General features: G+C 62.4%; 22 protein-coding genes. 2 read left to right on the top strand and 20 right to left on the bottom strand.

Translation table 11 applies throughout. From position 1 onward, the window contains the following. Positions 1-49: 49 nt before the first annotated feature. The 3 genes from RLDS_RS45085 to RLDS_RS45075 form a co-directional block, all read right to left on the bottom strand. Positions 50-478 (bottom strand): DUF2147 domain-containing protein, encoded by a 429-nt coding sequence (locus tag RLDS_RS45085; RefSeq protein WP_021227027.1) that lies wholly within the window; start codon positions 476-478, stop codon positions 50-52. A 130-nt stretch (positions 479-608) separates the two neighbouring features. Then, the gene (locus RLDS_RS45080) at positions 609-1,598 is read right to left on the bottom strand and encodes a type II secretion system F family protein (RefSeq protein WP_021227026.1); all 990 of its coding nucleotides are present in this window, start codon (positions 1,596-1,598) and stop codon (positions 609-611) included. Positions 1,599-1,615: 17 nt separating this feature from the next. Then, complete coding sequence (locus RLDS_RS45075; protein ID WP_021227025.1) at positions 1,616-2,614, bottom strand: type II secretion system F family protein; 999 nt, start codon at positions 2,612-2,614, stop codon at positions 1,616-1,618. 106 nt (positions 2,615-2,720) lie between these two features. Between RLDS_RS45075 and RLDS_RS45070 the strand changes: the two genes are divergently transcribed. Next, positions 2,721-4,085, top strand: coding sequence for a transposase (locus RLDS_RS45070; RefSeq protein WP_013039168.1), 1,365 nt, complete (start codon positions 2,721-2,723; stop codon positions 4,083-4,085). Positions 4,086-4,128: 43 nt separating this feature from the next. Here RLDS_RS45070 and RLDS_RS45065 read toward each other — a convergent pair whose 3' ends face one another. The 8 genes from RLDS_RS45065 to RLDS_RS45035 all read right to left on the bottom strand — a co-directional run bounded on the left by RLDS_RS45065 (position 4,129) and on the right by RLDS_RS45035 (position 10,137). Next, entirely contained in the window at positions 4,129-5,403 is a 1,275-nt protein-coding gene (locus tag RLDS_RS45065) for a Flp pilus assembly protein ATPase CpaE (protein WP_021227024.1), read from the bottom strand. 1 nt (position 5,404) lies between these two features. Then, positions 5,405-6,052, bottom strand: coding sequence for a CpaD family pilus assembly protein (locus RLDS_RS45060; protein ID WP_021227023.1), 648 nt, complete (start codon positions 6,050-6,052; stop codon positions 5,405-5,407). Between the two features lie 16 nt (positions 6,053-6,068). Next, the gene (locus RLDS_RS45055) at positions 6,069-7,529 is read right to left on the bottom strand and encodes a type II and III secretion system protein family protein (RefSeq protein WP_021227022.1); all 1,461 of its coding nucleotides are present in this window, start codon (positions 7,527-7,529) and stop codon (positions 6,069-6,071) included. A 10-nt stretch (positions 7,530-7,539) separates the two neighbouring features. Further along, positions 7,540-8,553 carry a Flp pilus assembly protein CpaB gene (gene cpaB, locus RLDS_RS45050; RefSeq protein ID WP_021227021.1) on the bottom strand — a complete coding sequence of 338 codons (1,014 nt, stop codon included), beginning with the start codon at positions 8,551-8,553 and terminating at the stop codon, positions 7,540-7,542. Positions 8,554-8,604: 51 nt separating this feature from the next. Then, positions 8,605-9,078: an A24 family peptidase gene (locus RLDS_RS45045; protein WP_021227020.1), complete on the bottom strand. Its 474-nt coding sequence runs from the start codon at positions 9,076-9,078 to the stop codon at positions 8,605-8,607. Between the two features lie 102 nt (positions 9,079-9,180). Then, positions 9,181-9,510 (bottom strand): hypothetical protein, encoded by a 330-nt coding sequence (locus RLDS_RS54625; protein ID WP_152528076.1) that lies wholly within the window; start codon positions 9,508-9,510, stop codon positions 9,181-9,183. Positions 9,511-9,709: 199 nt separating this feature from the next. Continuing rightward, on the bottom strand, positions 9,710-9,955 hold the full coding sequence (locus tag RLDS_RS45040) for a hypothetical protein (RefSeq protein ID WP_021227018.1): 246 nt from the start codon (positions 9,953-9,955) through the stop codon (positions 9,710-9,712). Further along, a complete protein-coding gene (locus RLDS_RS45035; RefSeq protein WP_021227017.1) occupies positions 9,955-10,137 on the bottom strand; it encodes a hypothetical protein in 183 nt (60 codons plus the stop codon). Before RLDS_RS45035 ends, RLDS_RS45040 begins: the two co-directional genes overlap by 1 nt. Before the next feature lie 228 nt (positions 10,138-10,365). Here RLDS_RS45035 and RLDS_RS56335 point away from each other — a divergent pair, with 228 nt between their 5' ends. Continuing rightward, positions 10,366-10,539 carry a hypothetical protein gene (locus tag RLDS_RS56335; protein WP_021227016.1) on the top strand — a complete coding sequence of 58 codons (174 nt, stop codon included), beginning with the start codon at positions 10,366-10,368 and terminating at the stop codon, positions 10,537-10,539. Between the two features lie 85 nt (positions 10,540-10,624). On the opposite strand, the gene RLDS_RS45030 is transcribed toward RLDS_RS56335, so the two are convergent. From RLDS_RS45030 to RLDS_RS56325, 9 genes are all read right to left on the bottom strand, one after another. After that, positions 10,625-11,389, bottom strand: a complete 765-nt coding sequence (locus RLDS_RS45030) for a sialate O-acetylesterase (RefSeq protein WP_021227015.1) — start codon at positions 11,387-11,389, stop codon at positions 10,625-10,627. 20 nt (positions 11,390-11,409) lie between these two features. Continuing rightward, positions 11,410-12,237, bottom strand: coding sequence for an acyltransferase (locus tag RLDS_RS0128495; protein WP_084514886.1), 828 nt, complete (start codon positions 12,235-12,237; stop codon positions 11,410-11,412). A 288-nt stretch (positions 12,238-12,525) separates the two neighbouring features. Continuing rightward, positions 12,526-12,699 carry a hypothetical protein gene (locus RLDS_RS56330; RefSeq protein WP_161626741.1) on the bottom strand — a complete coding sequence of 58 codons (174 nt, stop codon included), beginning with the start codon at positions 12,697-12,699 and terminating at the stop codon, positions 12,526-12,528. After that, a complete protein-coding gene (locus RLDS_RS45020; protein ID WP_021227012.1) occupies positions 12,696-13,031 on the bottom strand; it encodes a DUF6527 family protein in 336 nt (111 codons plus the stop codon). The genes RLDS_RS56330 and RLDS_RS45020 overlap by 4 nt, the downstream gene beginning before the upstream one ends. Beyond that, positions 13,028-13,741 (bottom strand): peptidoglycan-binding protein, encoded by a 714-nt coding sequence (locus tag RLDS_RS45015; protein ID WP_021227011.1) that lies wholly within the window; start codon positions 13,739-13,741, stop codon positions 13,028-13,030. Before RLDS_RS45015 ends, RLDS_RS45020 begins: the two co-directional genes overlap by 4 nt. 34 nt (positions 13,742-13,775) lie before the next feature. After that, positions 13,776-14,162: a hypothetical protein gene (locus RLDS_RS45010; RefSeq protein ID WP_236616875.1), complete on the bottom strand. Its 387-nt coding sequence runs from the start codon at positions 14,160-14,162 to the stop codon at positions 13,776-13,778. Next, the gene (locus RLDS_RS45005) at positions 14,150-14,701 is read right to left on the bottom strand and encodes a hypothetical protein (RefSeq protein WP_021227009.1); all 552 of its coding nucleotides are present in this window, start codon (positions 14,699-14,701) and stop codon (positions 14,150-14,152) included. The genes RLDS_RS45010 and RLDS_RS45005 overlap by 13 nt, the downstream gene beginning before the upstream one ends. A 69-nt stretch (positions 14,702-14,770) precedes the next feature. Beyond that, positions 14,771-19,444, bottom strand: coding sequence for a hypothetical protein (locus tag RLDS_RS45000; RefSeq protein ID WP_021227008.1), 4,674 nt, complete (start codon positions 19,442-19,444; stop codon positions 14,771-14,773). Then, positions 19,441-19,740 (bottom strand): hypothetical protein (locus tag RLDS_RS56325; RefSeq protein WP_040603842.1); only part of this gene is annotated, 300 nt, incomplete at its 5' end. The genes RLDS_RS56325 and RLDS_RS45000, both read right to left, overlap by 4 nt.

The following is a 19,740-nucleotide window of genomic DNA, read 5'->3' as shown; positions in this document are numbered from 1 at the left end:
CGCACCAGTCCGACCGATCGCGCCTAACGTCTTTTCGCGATCGCGTCTGTTAGCGCACGGGCGTCCAGGTCTGCGTCTTGCAGAAGAAGGCGATGCAACCTTGCACCTTGAGCGTGCCGTCCTTGTTGCGGCTGACCTTGCTGCTGTAGCTCTTGCCGCTTTCCGGGTCGTAGATCGTACCCTTCCAAAGATCGCCGGCGTCGGTGAAGCCCGACAAGAGCGCAAGGCCGACCAGCGGCTTGGACCGCAGCGCGGGGTCGGGGTTCTTGATATCGGTTTGCGGGCGGCCGGGCGTCGGCTTCACGATCTTGTCGATCCGGCCGCACATCTGCTTGCCGCAGGGTGCGATAGCAACGATCGCCTTGCCATCCACGGTGGCCCAGCGGCCCGTGATCGGCTGCGCCGCCTGGGCGGGCAGCGCGGCGAGGGCGCCCAGCGTCAGTGCGGCGAGGGGGGCGATGGTGCGAATGATGGACATGCAATCCTCTCTTCTTTCCTTTTACGTTAGCGTAAAATAGAGGAGGAAATCGCGACGCGCCAGCGCTTTATCCGTGAGCCGGCGACGGCGCGGCCTGACGCTACGGCAACCCGGCCACGACCGGCGCGCCTTAAAAGGCGGCGCTGATCGAGCAGGCGGCCGGGCCCAGGATGACGACGAACAGGGTCGGCAGAATGAAGAGAATCAGCGGGACGGTCATGATGGCCGGCAGGCGCGCGGCCTTTTCCTCCGCGCGCATCATGCGTTCATGGCGGAATTCGGCCGACAGCACGCGCAGCGCGGACGCGAGCGGCGTCCCGTATTTTTCCGTCTGGATCATCGTCGTGACGACGCCCTTCACCGCGTCCAGCTTCACGCGCGACGCGAGGTTTTCGAACGCCATGCGCCGTTCGGTCAGGAAACTGAGCTCAATCGCCGTCAGGTGGAACTCGTCACCCAGCTCGGGGTATGCCTTGCCCAATTCGCGGGCGACGCGGGCGAAGGCTGCGTCCACGGTCAAGCCCGCTTCGGCGCAGATGACCAGCAGGTCGAGCGCATCAGGCAGCCCCTTGCGGATGGCGGCCGACCGTTTCTGAACCTTGTTGTCGATGAACAGGTCCGGCGCCTTGTAAGACAGGAGAAGCGCGACCGCGAAGGCAAAGAAGCGCTTCATCGGGCCCCATTCGGGCAGGATGCCAACGCCATAGAGCAGGATCGCGGCCATGCCGCCAATCACGATCGGCAGGATCATCCGGCCGAAAATCACCGCAACAGCCAGATCCTTCGAGCGGATGCCGGCCTGCGCGAGGCGCACCTGCACATCCTTGAGCTGGTCGTCCTGCAGCACCTTGAGGCTGGAGAGGAAGGACCGCATATGGTCCGTCGTCTGGTTGGTCTTGACCAGCTTGGCGCGGCGCTTGGCGGTCGAGGCGGTGATGCCGGCCTTCAGCTGTTCGCGCCGTTCGTTCAGCGCCTTGACCCGCTTGGCCATGGGATCGCGCACCGTCATCACGGCATAGAGCGCGAACAGTACCGCGAGCGTCGCCAGGCCAGCCAGCAGCGTTCCGAAATCGGTGGCGGTCATGCCGAACAATGTGCCGGCGGGGGTCGGGGCTTCCATATCCTAATGCCTCGCCATCAAATTTCGAAATTGATCATCTGGGCCATGATGAATGCGCCGATGCCCATCCAGCACATGCCGCCGATGCCAATGACCTGCATCGTGCTCAGCCCGAAAATCCCCGCCGGATCGGGCGTGAAAAAGGGCTTCATATATTCAAAGTTGATGTAGCAGATCATGCCGAACACCAGGAATGGCAGCACACCGATAATATAGGCCGACGCCTTGGACTCCGATGACATGGCGCGGATCTTGAGCTTCATCTGCGACCGCTGGCGCAGCACGGTGGCAAGGTTCGACAAAGTTTCGGCCAGGTTGCCGCCCGTTTCGCGCTGGATCGACAAGGTGATGACGAAAAACTGGAATTCCGCCGTGCCCAGCCGATCGGCGGTTTCCTGAAGCGCCTGCTCCATCGTCCGGCCGATCTTGATGCGTTCGGTGATAAGCTTGAATTCCTCGCCCACCGGGCCGGGAATTTCATTCGACACCACGCCCAGCGTCTCGGCGATGGGCAGGCCCGACCGCAGACCGCGCGTCAGCAATTCCAGTGCATCGGGAAATTTCGCATTGAATTGGCTGACTCGCTTGGTGATCAGCCGTCCGACCCACCGGTGCGGCAGGCCCAAGCCAGCCGCCGCGCCGACCAGCAGGGCGAAGAAAAACGGAAATCCGCGCAGTGCCAGCAGGGCGGTAATCAGCAGGAAGATGATCGCGCACGCCGTCATATACTGGCTGAGCGTCCACTTCTTGCCGGTCATCTTGATGCGCTTGGCCAGATTGTCCGGGTTGGGAACCAGGGACACCAGCATCTTGGCTTCGGCACCGGTGGGACGATTGGAAATCGCCCGGCGCATGCGCGCCTCCAGCAATGCTTCGGCCGATTCACCATAGCGGCCGCGGATCGTCGCGACGCGGCGCTTGCGCGCCTTTTCGGGCGACGGACCGGCAAAGGCCATCGCCACCATCCCCAGCATCGCTGCCAGCAGCACCGCGATCAAGATGACATTGCCGTCCATGCATTCGCCCCGTCCGCTATCGGCCGCCCTTGGCTAACAGGCCGTTGACGAAGTCGGCGGTGGCTGATTCAGTGCGGCAGTGGGATTGTCTGGCGGGTTAGCGGCGATGGCGATGGGGCGTGATAGCGAGGTCCAGTCCGATTTGATCGTGACGTGGGCGGAGATACCGCGTTCACCGGGGCATGTTTTCTACGACAAGCTCCAGAAGCTGCTGGCCGAGGCGGGCTTCGATGGCTTTGTCGAGAAGACGTGCAAGCCCTATTATGCGCCGCGGATGGGAGCCCCGTCGCTGCCGCCGGGCCGCTATTTCCGCATGCTGCTGATCGGCTATTTCGAGGGCATCGACAGCGAACGCGGGATTGTCTGGCGCTGTTCGGATTCGCTGTCGCTGCGGGAGTTCCTGCGACTGTCGAGCCGCGACAAGGTCCCTGATCATAGCTGGTTGTCGAAGACGCGGAGCCGCCTGCCGCACGAGGTACATGACCAGATCTTCGGCTGGGTACTGGCCCTCGTCGCCGGGCACGATCTGGTGAAAGGCGAGCGGATCGGCGTCGATGGCTCGACCATGGAGGCGAACGCCGCGCTGCGTACCATCGTGCGGCGTGACAATGGCGAGACCTACCGCGAGATGCTGGTGCGCATGGCGCAAGAGAGCGGCATCGACACGCCGACGATCGACGACCTTGTCCGGCTCGATCGCAAACGCAAGGGCAAGAAGCTGTCGAATGCGGACTGGGCGAGCAAGACCGATCCCGACGCGAAGGTCGCGCGGATGAAGAACGGCTCGACGCGTCTGGCCTACAAGCCCGAACACGCGGTCGATCTCGACACGGGTGTTATCGTGGCAGCGCCGATCCACCCGGCCGACAAGGGCGACACGACAACGCTCGACGCCACGCTGGAGACGGCAGCACGCAACCTCGCCGACATTGGCCTGGCGCCGACGTCCGGGGATCCCTGCGATCTTGTGACCGATAAAGGCTATCATTCGCGCGAGCTCCTCAAGGGTCTCGACGGCGACATCTGGAAGACGCGCATCGCCGAGCCGGCACCGCCGAATGGATATCTGCGCTGGCACGGCGACGAGGCTGCCCAGAAGGCCGTCTACGCCAATCGGTCTCGCCTGAAATCCGCCGTCGGACGCAAGGCGATGCGCAAGCGTGGTGAGATGGTCGAGCGTAGCTTTGCCCACGTCCTGGATCGCGGCGGCATGCGCCGCGCGTGGCTGCGCGGGCGCGAGAATGTTCACAAGCGTTATTTGATCCACGTCGCCGGGTTCAATCTTGGCATTCTCATGCGCGCCCTGTTCGGTTGCGGCACTCCGAGGGGCGCCAGGGGCGCATCCAAGGCATTCTTGTTCGTAGTTCAGACCGATGTTGCGCTCGTCATCGCCCTCGTCGCCGAGTTCGACGGAGAAAGGGCCATGCTCCTCATCGTTTTTACCCCTGAAGGCGCTGACAGACCCGGCTGAAAACCGACTTCGTCACCGCGCTGCTAAGGGCGGCGCGCATTCTTCAGTCTTCGCTCGCGACCTTGTCCTTGCGGCGCGCGGCCAACATGCCCTTGAGGTCGATCTTGTTCAGCAGGGATTCGCCCTTGCCTGACGGACGCGCATCGCCGTCCTTGTCTTCGGAACCCAGCGCTTCGTTGAGCAATGCAGTGCAGGCCGCGCCCACCTTGCTGCCCTTGGCGACTTCGGCCAGCGTCTTGCCCAGCTTTGCCGCCTGCGACGCGACGCGCAGATCGAACGGGATCAGGATATCGACCTTGCGCTCGATCGACTGCTCGAAATCCTTGCGGCTGATTTCCGGCGATCCGGTCTGCACCTTGTTGGCGACGACGACCGCGCGCGCCTGGGGCGCATTGGTCTTGAGCCAGGACAGGATGCGAATGGTGTCGCGCGCGGCCGCCAGCGTCAGTTCGGTCACGATCAGCGCGGTGTTCACATCGCCCATCAGGTGCGGATGCTGAATAAGCATGCCGCGCGGCAGGTCGATGACGCTGCATTCGAACGCGGTGTGGAATTCCTCCAGCAATTGGTAGAAAGCGCCGCCATCGGTCAGCATCGGCTGGCTGATCGGCGCCTCGGCGGACAGGATCGCCAGCGTGTCGCTGGCGCGGACCATCGCGCGTTCAATGAACAGGCCGTCGATGCGGCTCGGATTTTCGATCGCGTCGGTCAGGCCGCGACCCGGTTCCAGGTCCAGCGCCAGCGCGTTGGTGCCGAAATGCACGTCCAGGTCCAAAAGGGCGGTCGCCCGCTTCTTCTTGTCCGACAGCATCCAGGCGAGCGAGGTGGCGATGCTGGACGCGCCGACGCCGCCGCGCGTGCCGATGACCGCCATGGTGCAGTGCGGCCGTTCCGGGCCCGTGTCACGGGGCGCCATGAAGACGGCCTGTGCCTGCGCCAGCGCATCGCGCAGCTGGTCAGCGCCAAAAGGTTTCAACAGATAATCCTGAATGCCGCTGGCGACGAGATCGCGATAGAGGCGGACGTCGTTTACCTGACCGGCCGCGATCACCACAGTGCCGGGCTCGCACACTTCGGCAAGGCTGTTGATGTCATTGAGCGGATCGCCGCTCTCTGACATGTCGACGAACAGGATTTGCGGCGAGGCTGTGATGGACAATGTCTGGACGGCATTGCGCATGCCGCCCTTGTTCACCTTTTCAGGCGCCCAGCCCATTTCGGCGGCGACGGCGCGCAGCACGTCGAAGCTGTGATCGTCGCAGACAAAGGCATGAAACGGATCGCGCAGGGCGCCGCCCGGTTTCCAGGGTGCGTTCATGTTATTGCTGGCCTCCCGCCTGAAGCTGCTTGAGATCACCCGCGCCCGTGGGCGCCTTTTCGCGATAGGTGGAAATGGCGCGGTTGGACGTCGCTGTCCGCAGATCGCTGTCGCTCGACTGGCCGCGCACCAGATCTTCCGGGTTGGCGACCATGGCGGCCAGATTGCTGTTCACGCCGCAGCCGAAGTTGGACGAGGTGCCTAGCGTCATTTCGCTTTCCTGCTTGGCGCTCCAGTCGGGGCAGCCCGGCACGCTGGCGGTGGCGCGGCGCACGATCAGGCGGATGCTCCCCTGTGGCGCTGCACCAGCGACGGCCGAGCTGTCCTCGCCGACCAGCAGGCCGTGGCGCGCCACGACATTGGCGATGCCTTCGCGCAGCGCCGGGCCATGATAGCCGTCGTTCACAATGGCGACCTGATCGCCATAGCCAAGGCCGATCGACACGAACCAGTCGTTGAGGCGCGCGGCTTCGGCCGGGGGCAGAGTGTCGCCGGACCCCGCCATCACATCGAATGTGTATGCGGCGTGGCTTACCACCGGTTGATGGACCGATTCGACGCCGCGATTGGGGCTGTCGGACGTGCAGGCCGCCAACGGCAGCGCCAGCACGGCCAAGGCGCCCAGGGTCTTGAGGGACAGAGAGGTCATTTCCTTGGTCCTTCCGTCAGAAACTGAAGCCGGGAGCGGCATCGCCATCCTTGCTGGCGACGACCGGCGGCGATGCGGCCGATGCTTCCGGGCCGGGTGTCGGCATCGGAGCGCCGGGCGCGCGGCTGGGCATCGGGCGGCGCGCGCCGCTGGTGCCGCTATGGCTGCGTTGCAGGAACAGGCCTTCGCCAAGGTCGGCGTTGCGATAGCCGTCGGTCGGCAGGCGCACGTCCGACGCATTCATCGGCTTCACCAGATAGGGGGTGACGACGATGACCAGCTCGGTTTCATTACGCTGGAACTGGCGCGACTTGAACAGGCTGCCCAGGATCGGCAGGTTGCCAAGGCCCGGAACCTTGTTGACGTTGTTCGACGCTTCGTTGTTCAGCAGGCCCGCGATCATGAAGGCCTGCCCCGAGCCCAGCTCGACCGTCGTTTCGGCGGTGCGGCTCTTGAGCGCGGGCACATTGGCGTTGATCGAAAAGTCGAGGCTGGACACAGTTGGGCGGACGCGCAGTGAAATGCGGCCGTCGGCCAGCACCGTTGGCGTGAAGGCCAGCTGCACGCCATATTGCTTGAATTCGATGCTGTTGCCCTGAAGCCCGTTGGACACGGTGTAGGGATATTCGCCGCCCGCCAGGAAGCTGGCGGTTTCGCCCGACAATGCGGTCAGGTTGGGCTGCGCCAATGTGGAAGCAAGCCCGCTCGATTCGGCAAGGTCCAGCGCGCCGGCAATGTCCATACCAAGGATGCGAGCCACCCCGCCCAGGCTGTAGCCGCCATCGGTCGGGTTTGTGAATTCCCAAGTGTTGTTGTCAGCGTCGAATTGCGCGAAGTCGCGCAGGCCGCCGCCGACATTGCCCAAGACCTTACCGCCGCTTCGATCTATGCTCGCGAAATTGGTGCCGATCTTATGGCCGACATCCTTGGCGACTTCGGCGATCTTGACCTGGAGCATGACCTGCAGGGGCGTCGCCATGCGCAGGCGGCTGACGACCGTCACATCCTTGCCGACAAAGGCCTGGGTCAGCCTTTCGACCTCGGCCGCATCCTCGGGCGCCTGGATCGTGCCGGTGAGCAGCACCATGCCGTTCATCGTGTTCACGGCGATATTCGCGCCAGGCATGGCGATGCGCAGCATATCGTCGATGCTGGTGATGTTGTTGCCGACCCGGACGGTGCCGGAAAAGAGCACCTTGCCGTTGGGAGCAGTAGCGAAGACCGTGGTTTCACCCGCCTTCTTGGCGATCAGATACAGCTGGTTCTGCGAGCGGACATGGACGTCGACCACTTCGGGGTCGGCGATCACAACGTCCGACATCTTGGCCGGCAAGTTGATGACGCGGCTGCCGCCCACGGACAGCAGGATCGCGTTGTCCTGCATGCTGGAGGTCGCGGCATTCAGCGCGCTGGTGGGTGCCGCGGCGCAGGCGACCGCCAGGCCGATCGCGATCGCGGGACCGGCAAGCTTGTGCATAGGCTTCATCTTACTTCCCCCCGACCGGAACTTCGGTCACTGTGGTGCCACGCGCCACTCGGATCGTCGGCCCCTTGAAGGCGACGGTGCCGACCGGCGCGCCATTGGCGGCCATGGCGGGCGGCACGGGTGCCTCGGCCTTGGCGGGCACGGAGCTCCGCTGATAGCGTGATACGTCGGCGCCCGTAGAATAGGTGCTGCCCCGATCGACCGGCCGCGCCGCGAGCTTGGCGAGGATGGCCTTTTCAGCAGCCGGGCTCGCGCCCTCGGGCAGGTCGACGTCAGCGCCGGCGATGGCGGCGTCCAAGTCTGATGGCGTGTCCGCCATGGACCGCAGCGACATCGACAGTGAACCGACCGTCTGCGCCACCGCGATTTTCTCGGCGATCTTGGGCGTGACTTCCAGCGTGACGTTGGAATAGGTCTGGACAACGGGTTTTCCGTCGGGGCCAAGCGCATCCATCCGCTGATCGGTCGCCAGCACGCGCAGGTTGCGCAGGATGGTTTCCGACACTTTGAGCGGTTCGCCATCGCCGCCGCCCGCAACGCTTTGCGTCAGGACCAGGTCGATGCGGTCGCCCGGAAAGACGAAGCCGGCAACCGAAGTCTGGGCCGACACCGGCACCGTGACCGCGCGCATGCCCGGCGCCAGTGCTGCCGCCAGGAAACCGCGATCGCCGGGCTTCACCAGTGCGCCTTGCGTCAAGGGCTGACCGGCCGTGATGGCGGTGCGTACGACGCTCCCCGCCAGCTTGGTCGGATCGGCTTGGCCACGCAGATAATAGGCCTGCTCGACCAGATCCTTGGGCCAGGGCTGGAAGCGGAAGCTTTCCGCATCGAGGATGGTCCCCACCGGCAACGCCTTGACGGCCACCAGCACATGCGGCTGATCGGCCTCGACCGGCATATTCGCAGCATTAACAGATGGCGTGCTCGACGAACTCAGCATGTTGCGCGCGAGCAGCGCTGTTGTAACGGCTATGATCAGCGCGCCAACAAGCAGCACGATCTTCTTAGCATCCATGACGAAAAACGCCTCCCTCGAGCGGGTGCCATGCCCCCATTGCCCCACTCATCACGCAAATTGGTTAAGATATCGTTCGCCAATTACCCACAATCCTGCGAGCGATATGGCGACACCGTAAGGAATCTCGGGTTGTCCCGGCTTTTTGGCGATCCGGTGGTGGATCAGGACGACAAGCGTCACCGCACCGCCCAGTACCGCCATCAGCATCACCAGCGCCAGCAGCGCCTGCCAGGGAAACCATAGCGCCAGGGCACCGAGCAGCTTGACGTCGCCCCCGCCCATCATGCCGAGCGCGAACAAGGCGGCGAACAGTGCGAAGACGATGAGGCCAAGCAACAGCTGGGTCGCCATGCCCGGCCAGACGTCCAGCCCGCATGCCAGCCACCAGAGTGGCGCAAGCAAGGCGACGGCCAGGTTCAGGCGATTGGAAATGATGCGCGCGCGCATGTCGGTGATCGCCGCAGCGACCAGCAGCGCGCAAAGAGCGATCATAAGCGCCCACTGGAAATATTGCCCCGACATGCGCACTATTCCCTAGACCGCATGGCTTACCAAACCTTTACCAAAATTGGCTGTTTTTCGCGGCTGGTCGGGTTTCCAATCGCAAAACCACCCCGATAAATATCAATATGATGGCCTGAAACTTTCAAACTTTTTGACGTCGGATTTTATGTCGCCGACGGCATATGCATGGCTGCGAGGCAGGATCGGGAAGATGCTGCCGAAGTCGTCGCGAGGCGGCGCGGCTGGAACCTGGGCGCGTGGTTCAGACTTGCGGGACGGGGCAGGGAGGACGGGCGTTGATCCATCCACAGTGATGTGCACAACGCATCCATAAGTATCGGCGCTTCGAAAGATCGCGCGGGCGACTGCCACCAGCCCAGCGACCTCTTGCGACCGGTCAGGAAAGATATAGCCCAGTTCATCGCCGTTCTCTGAATAGACCCCCACCATCGGCCGGCCGCCTCGCGCACCTGATTCTCGGCGTAGGATGATGGTATCGCCAGGATGCATAAGGCTGATAGCGGCGCGGCGCTGAGCAGCGCGCGCGCTCGATCCGTCGGCGCCGACCACCGGCAAGGAAAATGCACTGTCGAACATATCAAGAACATATGCCCAAGCGCAGGTCAACCGGCAAGCGGGGTTGATGCAGTCAGTCTTCTGGCCCTCTGATGCCCGGCGCTCCCTCAATCTTGAGGCGATCCGACAGCGCATCCAGCATCATTGCCCGTTCCTGTGTAAGGCGATGCAGGTCAATCCAAATGCCATCCGGCGGATCATTTACCCCTGCCGCCCAGCGCTGGATCGTCCGCACGTTGCAGCCTAGATCGCGGGAAAGGGGCGATTGCCATTGAGGCCCATAAAGGGCCTCGCCGGTTTCTGTGAGCAGACGGCTCATCAGTAGCCGTTGGCGGCATCAGTCGCCGCGCTCGTGACATCCCGGCCGTTGCTGTCAATCACGCGGCGGAGGTTGCCGGTATGTGCGGCCTGATAGGCCTTCCCTGCAGCCTTGAGCGTTCGATGGCGCGAGACCAGCGAAGTGTCCTGCTGATCGATGTTGGCGAAAACCGAGTAGATCATGATGGCCTCCTTGCCATTTTCGAGCGGCCCAACGCCGTCTCTATGTCGTAGATTTACGACATTGCATCACCACCGTCAACAGGAAATTTAGTCGATCAACCCGAAACGCCGGAGAACCCAAGCGCACACCCATGCAACCGGCACGCGCCCTGCAAACAAACGCGAAAATATTGGAAGGCACCGGTCACGCCGCTTGACCGAATCGAGAACATTGCGCGAACAGGCTGCATGCCCGTCCTGCCCGATCATCACCCGCTGACCGCTGAAATGAACGCGCTGATGAAGCAGATCGACGCGGGAGTTTACGTCCACCCGATGGAGATATGGGAGCTGGCGCAGGCGTTGCGGGAGGAAGGCGCGGAAACGTGGGCGGACAGACTTGCGGATTATCTGCCTCGGTGACAGGTTCGCCCCTAACTTAATGAATGGCACGATCGCGATAGCGGCCGGTTTTCCAGACGTAAGTCAGGTAAGGTCCAACAGCACATTATTTGCCAGGTCTCTCCGACCATGACGGCACTAAGCCCAAGAAGGCCTGAGCGTACCGCCGCCCCAATTCTCGCTCACTGGCTGCATCGAAATGGAGCGCGTCTTTTTGTTTCAATCCGGCGGATGATACCACTGCCACGTTACTCATTCGATTTGGCAAGCTGTTGATCTGAGCGTTTATCGTTCGAGCATAAGGCTTGCGGAGAAATGTGCCGACCTCACCTGCGATAATCGGCACATTTCCGGCCCTCGCATCCCTGCGAAGCTGCCTCATCATCGCCACCCATTTCTCGGCATACGCATTCGCACGTCGGGCGTTGCCAGCGTCCGATTCTCCCTGGTGCCAAAGAATGGCGACCAGTTTTCCCGATCTCTTTGCCTTCCGCAGAAATAACAACGCCCTGTTGTAAATCCTTCCACCGGGTGCCCATTGCTCCAAAGTCGTACCACCCACAGCAGCGTTTACCAGCCCGATGCGGGCCGACGGGCGTGCGCGAAGAAGTTCCTTGGCAAAAGCACGGCCTGGGCCGACACCAATTGCGCGAGGGCCATCATGGTTTATGGGGTCCTTTGCCGGCGCCCAGGCAAAATGACTATTCAGCTTGTATGCACCTTTGATCGGCTCCAAATCCTGTGGCTCTATTTTGCCTTGCCCAGTCATATTGGACTGACCGATCATCAGCACGATATCATATTTAGCGGGTTGTTCGGCCTGCGCAGGCGAGGCGAACAACGCTAACAGAAGAACGATCCAAACCTTCATGCCGTTCGCAACCCGGGTGTTTAGCGTTGAAACATGCCACCGACACGCCTCCGCGCGGCAACAACGATATCGCCGATAACGCCAGAGCGGATATCTGTTTCCAAAGGCGACACATCTGAATCCGGATCATTGATTTCGTCTCGCCACTCCAATGGCAGTTCATCCAGGTCGGCATCGCGTGTCCAATGCACTGACTCACGCACCTTTTTCGCGGGGATGCCGGCATAGATGCAGTTATCATCAAGCCGACCAGACGCTATGGCGCATTGCCCAATAATCGAGCCGGAACCTATCGTGGCCCCCTTATTGACCCTTGCGCCATTACCCAGCCAGACGTGATGACCGATGGACACGTCCGCGGGAAGGTTAAGCCTTCGCCCGGTTTTCTTGTCCCATATGCCATGACCATCACTTGTGCGAACCACAATATTGCTCGAAAACATGCAATCATTCCCGGCGACTATGGCTCTGCCGCGATCACAGATGAAGGCTCCACTCTCCCAGGTGGTGCCGCCACCGATCGCGACGAGGCAATTGTCTTTCGCAAGCACAATCCGCGCCGCTTTCAGCTGCACATTAGGCCCGATCAGGACTCGACACCCATTGCCCTTGATCCGAATTTTCGAACCGAGAAGTTTTGAATTATCGCTAAGTATTATGAGGTTATCGCTGCCGGCACTCTCAATGTCGGAATAAGCAATCGCATCTCTGCCAACCAGAAAATCACATTGCCCTTCGACCTTTATTTTCATCCTAGGATGTACTGGCGGCGGCTTGAGATTGTCGTGGCAGCCTAAGTCGAGGCTGGGACATAATTCCATCGCGCGGCCATGTTTGAGATCGAGCACGCCATTCTCCGAATCGTTTCTGGCATTTCAATAAGCATAACGATCACGCGCGTTCGCTGATAGCGCGGGAATGCGAGGGCGATGAGTATTGGCTAAACACGGCCCAAGGCACAAGGGCGGCTAGAGGAAGACCCAGAAACCTGGGCAAGCCGGCTTGCGGATTTCCTCCCTCGATGACAGGTTCGCCGCATGCTCAACGAATGGTCCGATCGCGATCCTGATCCGCCCCGTTCGGCATGGCGCGACAGGATTATCATGGCCCTTGCCGCCTTGACCGGCATCACCTTGCTAGTGAATATCGCTCAACGCTTCGGCCTGCTGTATCGGGCAAACCCGATCGAGCGCGCGCAGCGCCAGAGCCGCCGCCGCGCGCACCCGGTCGGCATTCTCACAATTGACCGCCGGCATGGATTGGCATGCGGTGAGCAGAAATAGCGGCGCCAGCCAGCGCGCGGCCTTCATTCCTCGCCCCAGCTGAATGGCGGCAGCGGAACCGTCTGACCCGCGAGCGCATGGCTACTATCGGCCAGAAACAGGATACGCCCATCGGTGACGAAGGAGTGGCATACCTCCGGCGGATCGCCAGGCTCGGGCTTGAAGTTCGGGTCCACGGCGCGACCCGTGGTTACCAGAATCGACGGGGTGAATGTCGGCGCGTCCGGATTGCCGTTATAGCCCCAGCGCGGCCCAGCGCCTTCGCCCACCTTGATGCCGTGGACGGCTTTGCAGCCGGGGCACATGAACAAAATGCCGCCATCGGCCGAGCCGCGCAGCGTCGACGAAAGCGCGTTCACTTCGCCACCTCGCCCGTTTTCGCTTTCAGCCAGCCAATGAAATCCCCGACCGTCTTGTCTTGCAGGATCGACGGATTGGCCTCTGTCGCTGCCTTCCCGGCGATCAGGTCCGCGCGCTCTTCCTTGCCCGCCGCCAGGATCGATCCGGCCGTGACCGCGCCCAGGAAATGCGCGGCATAGAGCGTCGCCCGATTGATCGGCACGCCACGCGACCGCAGATAGGCGGCATTCTTTGCAGTGAAGGTCCGCGCGCGCATCAGCTGCTCCGCAGGCGATGGCTTGAGGCCGCCAAATGCCGGTCGCAGGGTCGGCCCCCATGTGCCGCCCTCACCGATCCAGGTCGACCGAATGAACTGATATAGGCCTGATGCGCTGGACGTCGGCGCCTGCGCATAGGGCTTGTCGCTGCTCTCGATCCGGGAGAGCATCGGCCAGTAACTGTCCGGGATGCCGGCCGCGTCGATGGGATCGATTACGGGCGGCTTGAGGCTGTCCAGCATCGCGATCGTATCGCGACCCGCCCAGCCGTCGATCTTCAGGCCATGCTTACCCTGGAACAGACGTACGAAGGCATCGTCATCGACGGGCAGGCGACCGGGCGCTTTGACGCCCAGATGGCCGATCGTCACAGTCCCGGCGATGCCGTCCTGTTCAAGTCCATAGCGCGCCTGATACAGGCGCACGAAAGCGTCATCAGAAATGATGGTCATAAGTTCCTCGCAATGTTGAAGGAGTTCTTCGGCGTCAGGACTTCATGCCGAAGAAGGCATCGATCGCGGCGCGCACCCGGCCGCCAACCGCGCCCTTGGCGATGCCAATGATGCCCGCGCCCAGGCTGCCGACGCCGATGCCGGTGATGCCGGCAGCCAGCAATTCAAGCTGCTGATCCTGCACCCACAGAATCGCGACCAGCAGCGAGAGAAGCGTGATGGAGATATCCAGCGCCACCTGCGCGCGCCCCTTGGCCTGGAGGCCGATGATGACGCGGGTGATGATGACGGCGCAGATGCAGACGATGGTGGGGCCAGCGTGAAATGGCTCGCCGAAGATCCACCAGATCACCGGCTCGCGAGATGCTACAGAGGTCATTGCGGCTGCCCCCAGCGCCGCGCCCAGTCTCACCGCAGACATACGGCAGCCAGCGCGGCCACGAAGCTTAGAAGGATGACAGCGCCCGCACGGACCAGGACGGGCCAGCGCGACCACATATCGACGGGCAGAGGGGCCTTGCGCAGCTGATGCTCGATCCCAGGTTCGCCGAGGATGACGATCGTCATCCACATCAGGCCAAAGCCGATGGCGATAGGGTCGATCCAGCGTTTCGCCATGGACACCCGCGCGGAGGTGACCACGTCCGCGGGGTTCCAGCCCCACAGGAACATGGCCTCCGCCCCACAACGCAGCGTGATGCCCACGCCCGCGCAGAAGGTGACGGCGCGGTAGAGGGTGACGGGATGCAACGGATGATCCCAGAATCGCTGGGTCCAGATGCGGCCGCCCTGCTTGCCGACCAGCATCGCGCCCAGGAAAGTCGTTGCCGTCATCAGGAACAGGTTGAAGAGATACAGCGACGCGCCATTGTCGAAACTCGGCGGCGTCGCTGTAGGCGGGCTCCGCTCGATCATGTTGGCGATGGCGCTACCCGCCGCGCCGAGGATTGCGATCACCATGGGCGGCTTCCAATTTCAGGCATCGCAGATGCTCCCTGTTGTGTGTTCGTTTTTGGAGGGCAGCGAGGGTCAAACATTTGCCACGGTGCCGCTGCTGTTTTTCGACTTCAGGACACCGCCTTCGAAAAACAAAGCGAAAGAATTGGCGGCAGGAGTAGGAACATCAGCCGATGCGAGCACTGGGATAACAAGCGCCTTCTGGCACTTCACCTGATCTGAACGCGCGTCGAGAATGACCGCGCCGTCCACTTGGATGGATGCTGCGACTGCGGAGCCATTTGTCCCGGTCGCCCGCGCACCAATACGCACGCGCTCGCCCGTCGGTCCGCTGGCGTCGTCAGTTTCGTAAATCTGTCCGCCCAGCCAGCTATCTTCGCCTGTCCATCCGCTGTCATTGGCGGTCGCATGATAATAGTCGAACAGTTTGCGTTGCGCACGGCGATATCGGGCGCGGTCGTAGGGCACGCCATCACGGCTGAAATTATAGCGTGTGAGCGCCCCGGTGGTGGTCCCTTGATTGGGCACTTCGATCATCTTGAGGCTGATTTCGTTGCGATCACATAGTTCGCCTTCGATTAGGCCGGTATTCACCCGCCTGACGGTGCCAAAGATGACATTATCCGTAGCGCCTTCATCCTGGCCAGTGTCTTCGTTGACCGTCCGCTCGATCCGCACGGCGGTCGTCGTTGCAACGATGCTCGGATCTTCGTTGTCGATTACGAAATCTATCCGCGAGCGGCTTGTGCCCAGCAGCTTGACGATATTGACCTCTGCTGGCGACGTGCCGTCAGGGTAGCGGCCAATCGTCCCGGATATGACCGCATCGACATGGCTATCATAAGCGCGGCGGAGGTCGATGGCCGACGAAATCGGATTGTCGATCTGCGCGCCCTTGACCGAGACTTTGCGCGCCGCGTTGGTGAAGCCGGTCACCGGGTTGGAGGATGACGCCGGCGCGGTAGAGAAGCTGTTGAAGCAGTTATCGAAATACTCGCCGACCGACCGGATATATTCGAAAGCCCGTTTTGCAGCCCAGCCACCGCGACAGCCATAATAGTTATTGCCAAGGAAGAGCGCGCTGGTGTTGTCGAGCGTCCCATCCGGATTGGCGGTCAGGTAACAGCCGGCGTCAAGGAAACCGTAAAAGTTGGAGCGCGACACAACCACGCGGGCGCCGCGAATGCCGACACCAGCATCCCCCTTGGTGCTGCCATAAAAATGGTCCGCCGCGTATAAATCGCACTGGTCGATATGCGTGAGGCGGAAACCATTTAGATTGAGGCAATCTGCGCTGGTAAGGTTGCCACCTGGTACGAAGCGAGCGTCAAACTTGATATTGTTAACGATGGCGTCGATTGAGCGGGCGAAGGTCTCTCCGACATCCGCAATGTTTGACGCTTTGACGATAGGACCTACAACACCAGGACCGCCGATAATGCTGCCCTCGCCCATGCCGATGATTTTTAACAACGTGCCCTCGGCGGTAACAACAGCGCCAGTGTTGCACCAGATAGGCTCGGTGACGATTAAGTCGCGCCCCTTCCTGAGCGCATCGAATATCGCAGATGTCAGCCGCGGGCCGTCATCAATCAGCGAATCACCAGCAATATGCGCGGCAATCAGCGCCCGCTTGGTGCGGTAGATATTGCTCGATCTGAAATGGATCGGCAGGACCGCCTGCGCACCTGTGAGAATGGCACTGGGAGAGAGTGAAAGGCCGTTGCCGTCGATGGGGATAACATTCGCGCCTTCACTTGGTATCCGCCCAATCGCCTCAATATTGTCGGGATCGCCCAGCGCGCCGATCGTGTCATAGGCTGCCTGTACCAGATCGGCCGCCTGATCGACGACATCCTGCCCATCAATCTGCGTGCGAACCGCGACCGTCCACAGTCCCGCGCCCAGCGAACCACGAACGACCGGCAGGATGCCCGACCCACTGACGTTGTTGGACAGGACATAGCCAGGCTTGGCAGGGTCGATCGCGAATGTGGTACCAAGGTTCGGGCTGCCGCCATCCGAACGCAGCAGGTCGGCCGTGGGCAACCACCCATCCGTTTTGACCCGGCCATGCGCGCCGGGGCGAATATCCTCCCAAGCAACGCCGGCGAACGCGGTGGGCAGGTCGGTCGCGGTCATCGGCCGCACCGTGCCCGCGCCATCGCTGTCGACGGCCAGCGCCATGCCCATCAGGATCGTCGTGCCGCTGCTGTTCTTCAGCTGCCGCTCTTCGTCGCTAAAGAAGGGGCGATAGCGTTCGCCAACCGCATATTCAGAGACGATGGCGACGCCGCCCAGCGCCGCGTTCATGTCGGCGATGATTTCGGCATTGGTCATCGCCAGATAATTTTTGTTGAGGACGATATCGATCGGCGCCAGCGCATCGACATGCACCGTCAGCGTGATCGGCGAAGCGGTGCGGTTGCCCAGCTTCGCCTTCAATGCGGTGATGTCCGCCTTGGTGCTGGCGTCGGAAATGTCGATATAGCCATAGGCGTAGCCCGAAAGGCCGACATCGCCATCGACCTGGGTGACGCCCTCCGTTCCGGTCTTGCCGAACAGGATCGGCGTTGCGGCGTTGGAAACGGCCACCTTCGATCCCGGGCCGGTCGTCGCTGACGTGATCCGCAGCGCACGGCCGAAATCTTGGATCCGGAACGCGGCGGGGCTGTTTCCATAGCCCGTCAGTTCCCAGCAGCGATGATCCGCCGGCTGATTTTCCGGTTCATCGGGCAGCCATGGCTGCGCCGCCATGCTGATTTCCCCGCCCAGCGACGCATGCGCCAGCAGCGCGCGGTTCATGACCATCGACCCGATCGATTCGAGGCGATAGCTCCAGCCTGTCGTATCGACGGCCGTCAGGGGGCCGCCGACCCATTCGACCGTCGACGGCTGCTCGAAATTGCGCTGGTCATGCGCGGAAAAGGCGGCACGACGACCCTTCAGCCGGCATTCGTAATAGCCGTAGAAGGACCCTGACGTGGTGCCGATCGCGATCGGGTGCTGCGATGGCCAGACCGTCGTGCCATGATAGGCGTCGGCCGCGTCATTGCCGCGATGCTCCACCTCGACATGTCGCCAGATCAGGCAGGTATTTTTCTTGTAATTGGCATTGTCGACATGGCCGCCATAGCGCTCGCCCTCGGCGATCAGGGTCACGCCTTCCAGATACTGGTTCGCGTTAAAGTCGATCGTGCTGGTCGCGCGGATCTCGTCGATCGGCGTGTTGGCGGGCAGCGACCCGTCGATCCGCGTGCGCCCCATGCCCTTGCCGCGAAGGCCGATGAACGCGCCATCCTGGCCGGGCAGCACCCCATCGGTGCCGTTGGTGATCTTGCCCAAGCTGTGTTCGAAATAGGTCCCTTCGTCCAGTTCGACCATCGCGATCGCGCCGGGCCCCGCCAGCGCGGTCGCCGCCTTCAGCGCTTCTGCAATGCTGCCATAGTCCGACACGGGCAGCTGCGCCCCGACCCGCTTGCCCGTGCCATAGACGGTGGCCAGCGCCTGTTCGACGGCCGATGCGCGCGACACCTCGCCGGCCAGCATCAGCGTGCGCGGCACCGGCAATTCGCCATTGCCGCGCGTTCGGAACATCTTGATCGAATAGCCGGTCAGGCGGATACGCTCAGCAACCGTCGCCGGCGTCGCGTCAGTAAGGGCGATATAGGCGCGCAGGTCCGAAAATTCCGACAGGTCGTCGGGCGCCAGGAAGGAAAAGCCCATCACCCGCTTGGTGCGTTGACCGGTCGCCAGGTCGATCGTTTGATAATCGCGCCGGTTGGCGGTCAAGAAATCGACCCAGGTCAGGTCGAACTTGCCGGCCTGCATGTTGATGGCATGGGCCCGGTCCCATCCCGGACTCGTCTCGAACACCAGCTCCAGTTCGGGCTGCCCGCCCTGCATTGCTTCGCGCAATGCGCCGGTCAGTGGTAGTTTCCATTGGAGGATGGTGCCCGCGCCCGTGGCGCCGATCTCCACGGTCGCGCCCATGTCGCGGCCCGCCGCGTCCAGCAGGACCTGCGCGCCGCCATTCATCTTCAGCGCGGGCTCGATCGACCGGAACACATCGACCTTGGGCGCCGTCGCCGCGAAGCGATTGTCCAGTACCGCATCCGCACCCGTGGTGGCGGTAGACGCCGGCGTGGCGACGACTTCATAAACGCAGGACGTCACCTTGAAATAGCGCACGGCGCTGGTCGGCGCATTGGGCGCGATCTGCAGCGTCGGCCCGACCCAAATTTCGTCGCCCTGCATCACATAGAGATAATCGCGGGTCAGGACCGTGCTGCCCTCGGCTTGCTCCGCCGCCAGCGCCGATCCTTCGTTCAGGTCGATAAAGCCAGTGTCGCGATCGGCCCGCACGGCGTTGCCGCCAAATGGCGTCGCCGCCCGGAAGCCGACACTGGCTTCCATCACGACGGGAAAGCGGATGGTGCAACCCTTCAGGCGCTGCGCCTCTTCCTTAGTGAAGAAGGTGCGCGGCAGCGTGAAGGAGCCCGCGCCCGTCTGCCCTGCGGGGATGGTGAAACCGACGACCCGCCCGCCTTCGACGATCGCCACGGCCCCACCGTTCGCGCCATTGAGCGCGGAAGTGAACGGCAGCTGCTCGCCCGACGTCGGCCGAATATTGGGAATGGCCTCGCCGGCCGCGATCGCTTCTTCCACCTGCGCTTCCTGCTCGCTGGTCAGGCCAGGACCGCGCAGACCGCGCGCGCGGTCCCTGATAGGCGTCTGCAAATTCATGTGTCGTCCACTCCGGGCTCAAGGAAGAAGGCGCCGGTCCAGAGCGTGTCTTGCGCCCCGTCCGCATAGGTCAGCTTGATTTCGTGGAAATGCCGGTCCGCTTCCCCGACTTCGGGCGCATTGAGCCCGGTCGGCATCGCTTCCAGCGTCGCGCGCGACAGGGCTGGCTCCACGCGCAACGTGCGAAGGCCAGGCTCGCTTTCATGCGCGGCATCGGTAAAGGGCACATCGACATGCTCGCCGATCGGTTCGCCGGGCTGACCGGCATATTGCCGCACCTGCATCGAAATGCTGGC

It is taken from the genome of Sphingobium lactosutens DS20, from assembly GCF_000445105.1.
Taxonomy (GTDB): Bacteria; Pseudomonadota; Alphaproteobacteria; order Sphingomonadales; family Sphingomonadaceae; genus Sphingobium; species Sphingobium lactosutens.
Note: the sequence above shows the minus strand (reverse complement) of the source record. Positions and strands in the feature narration are given on the sequence as shown.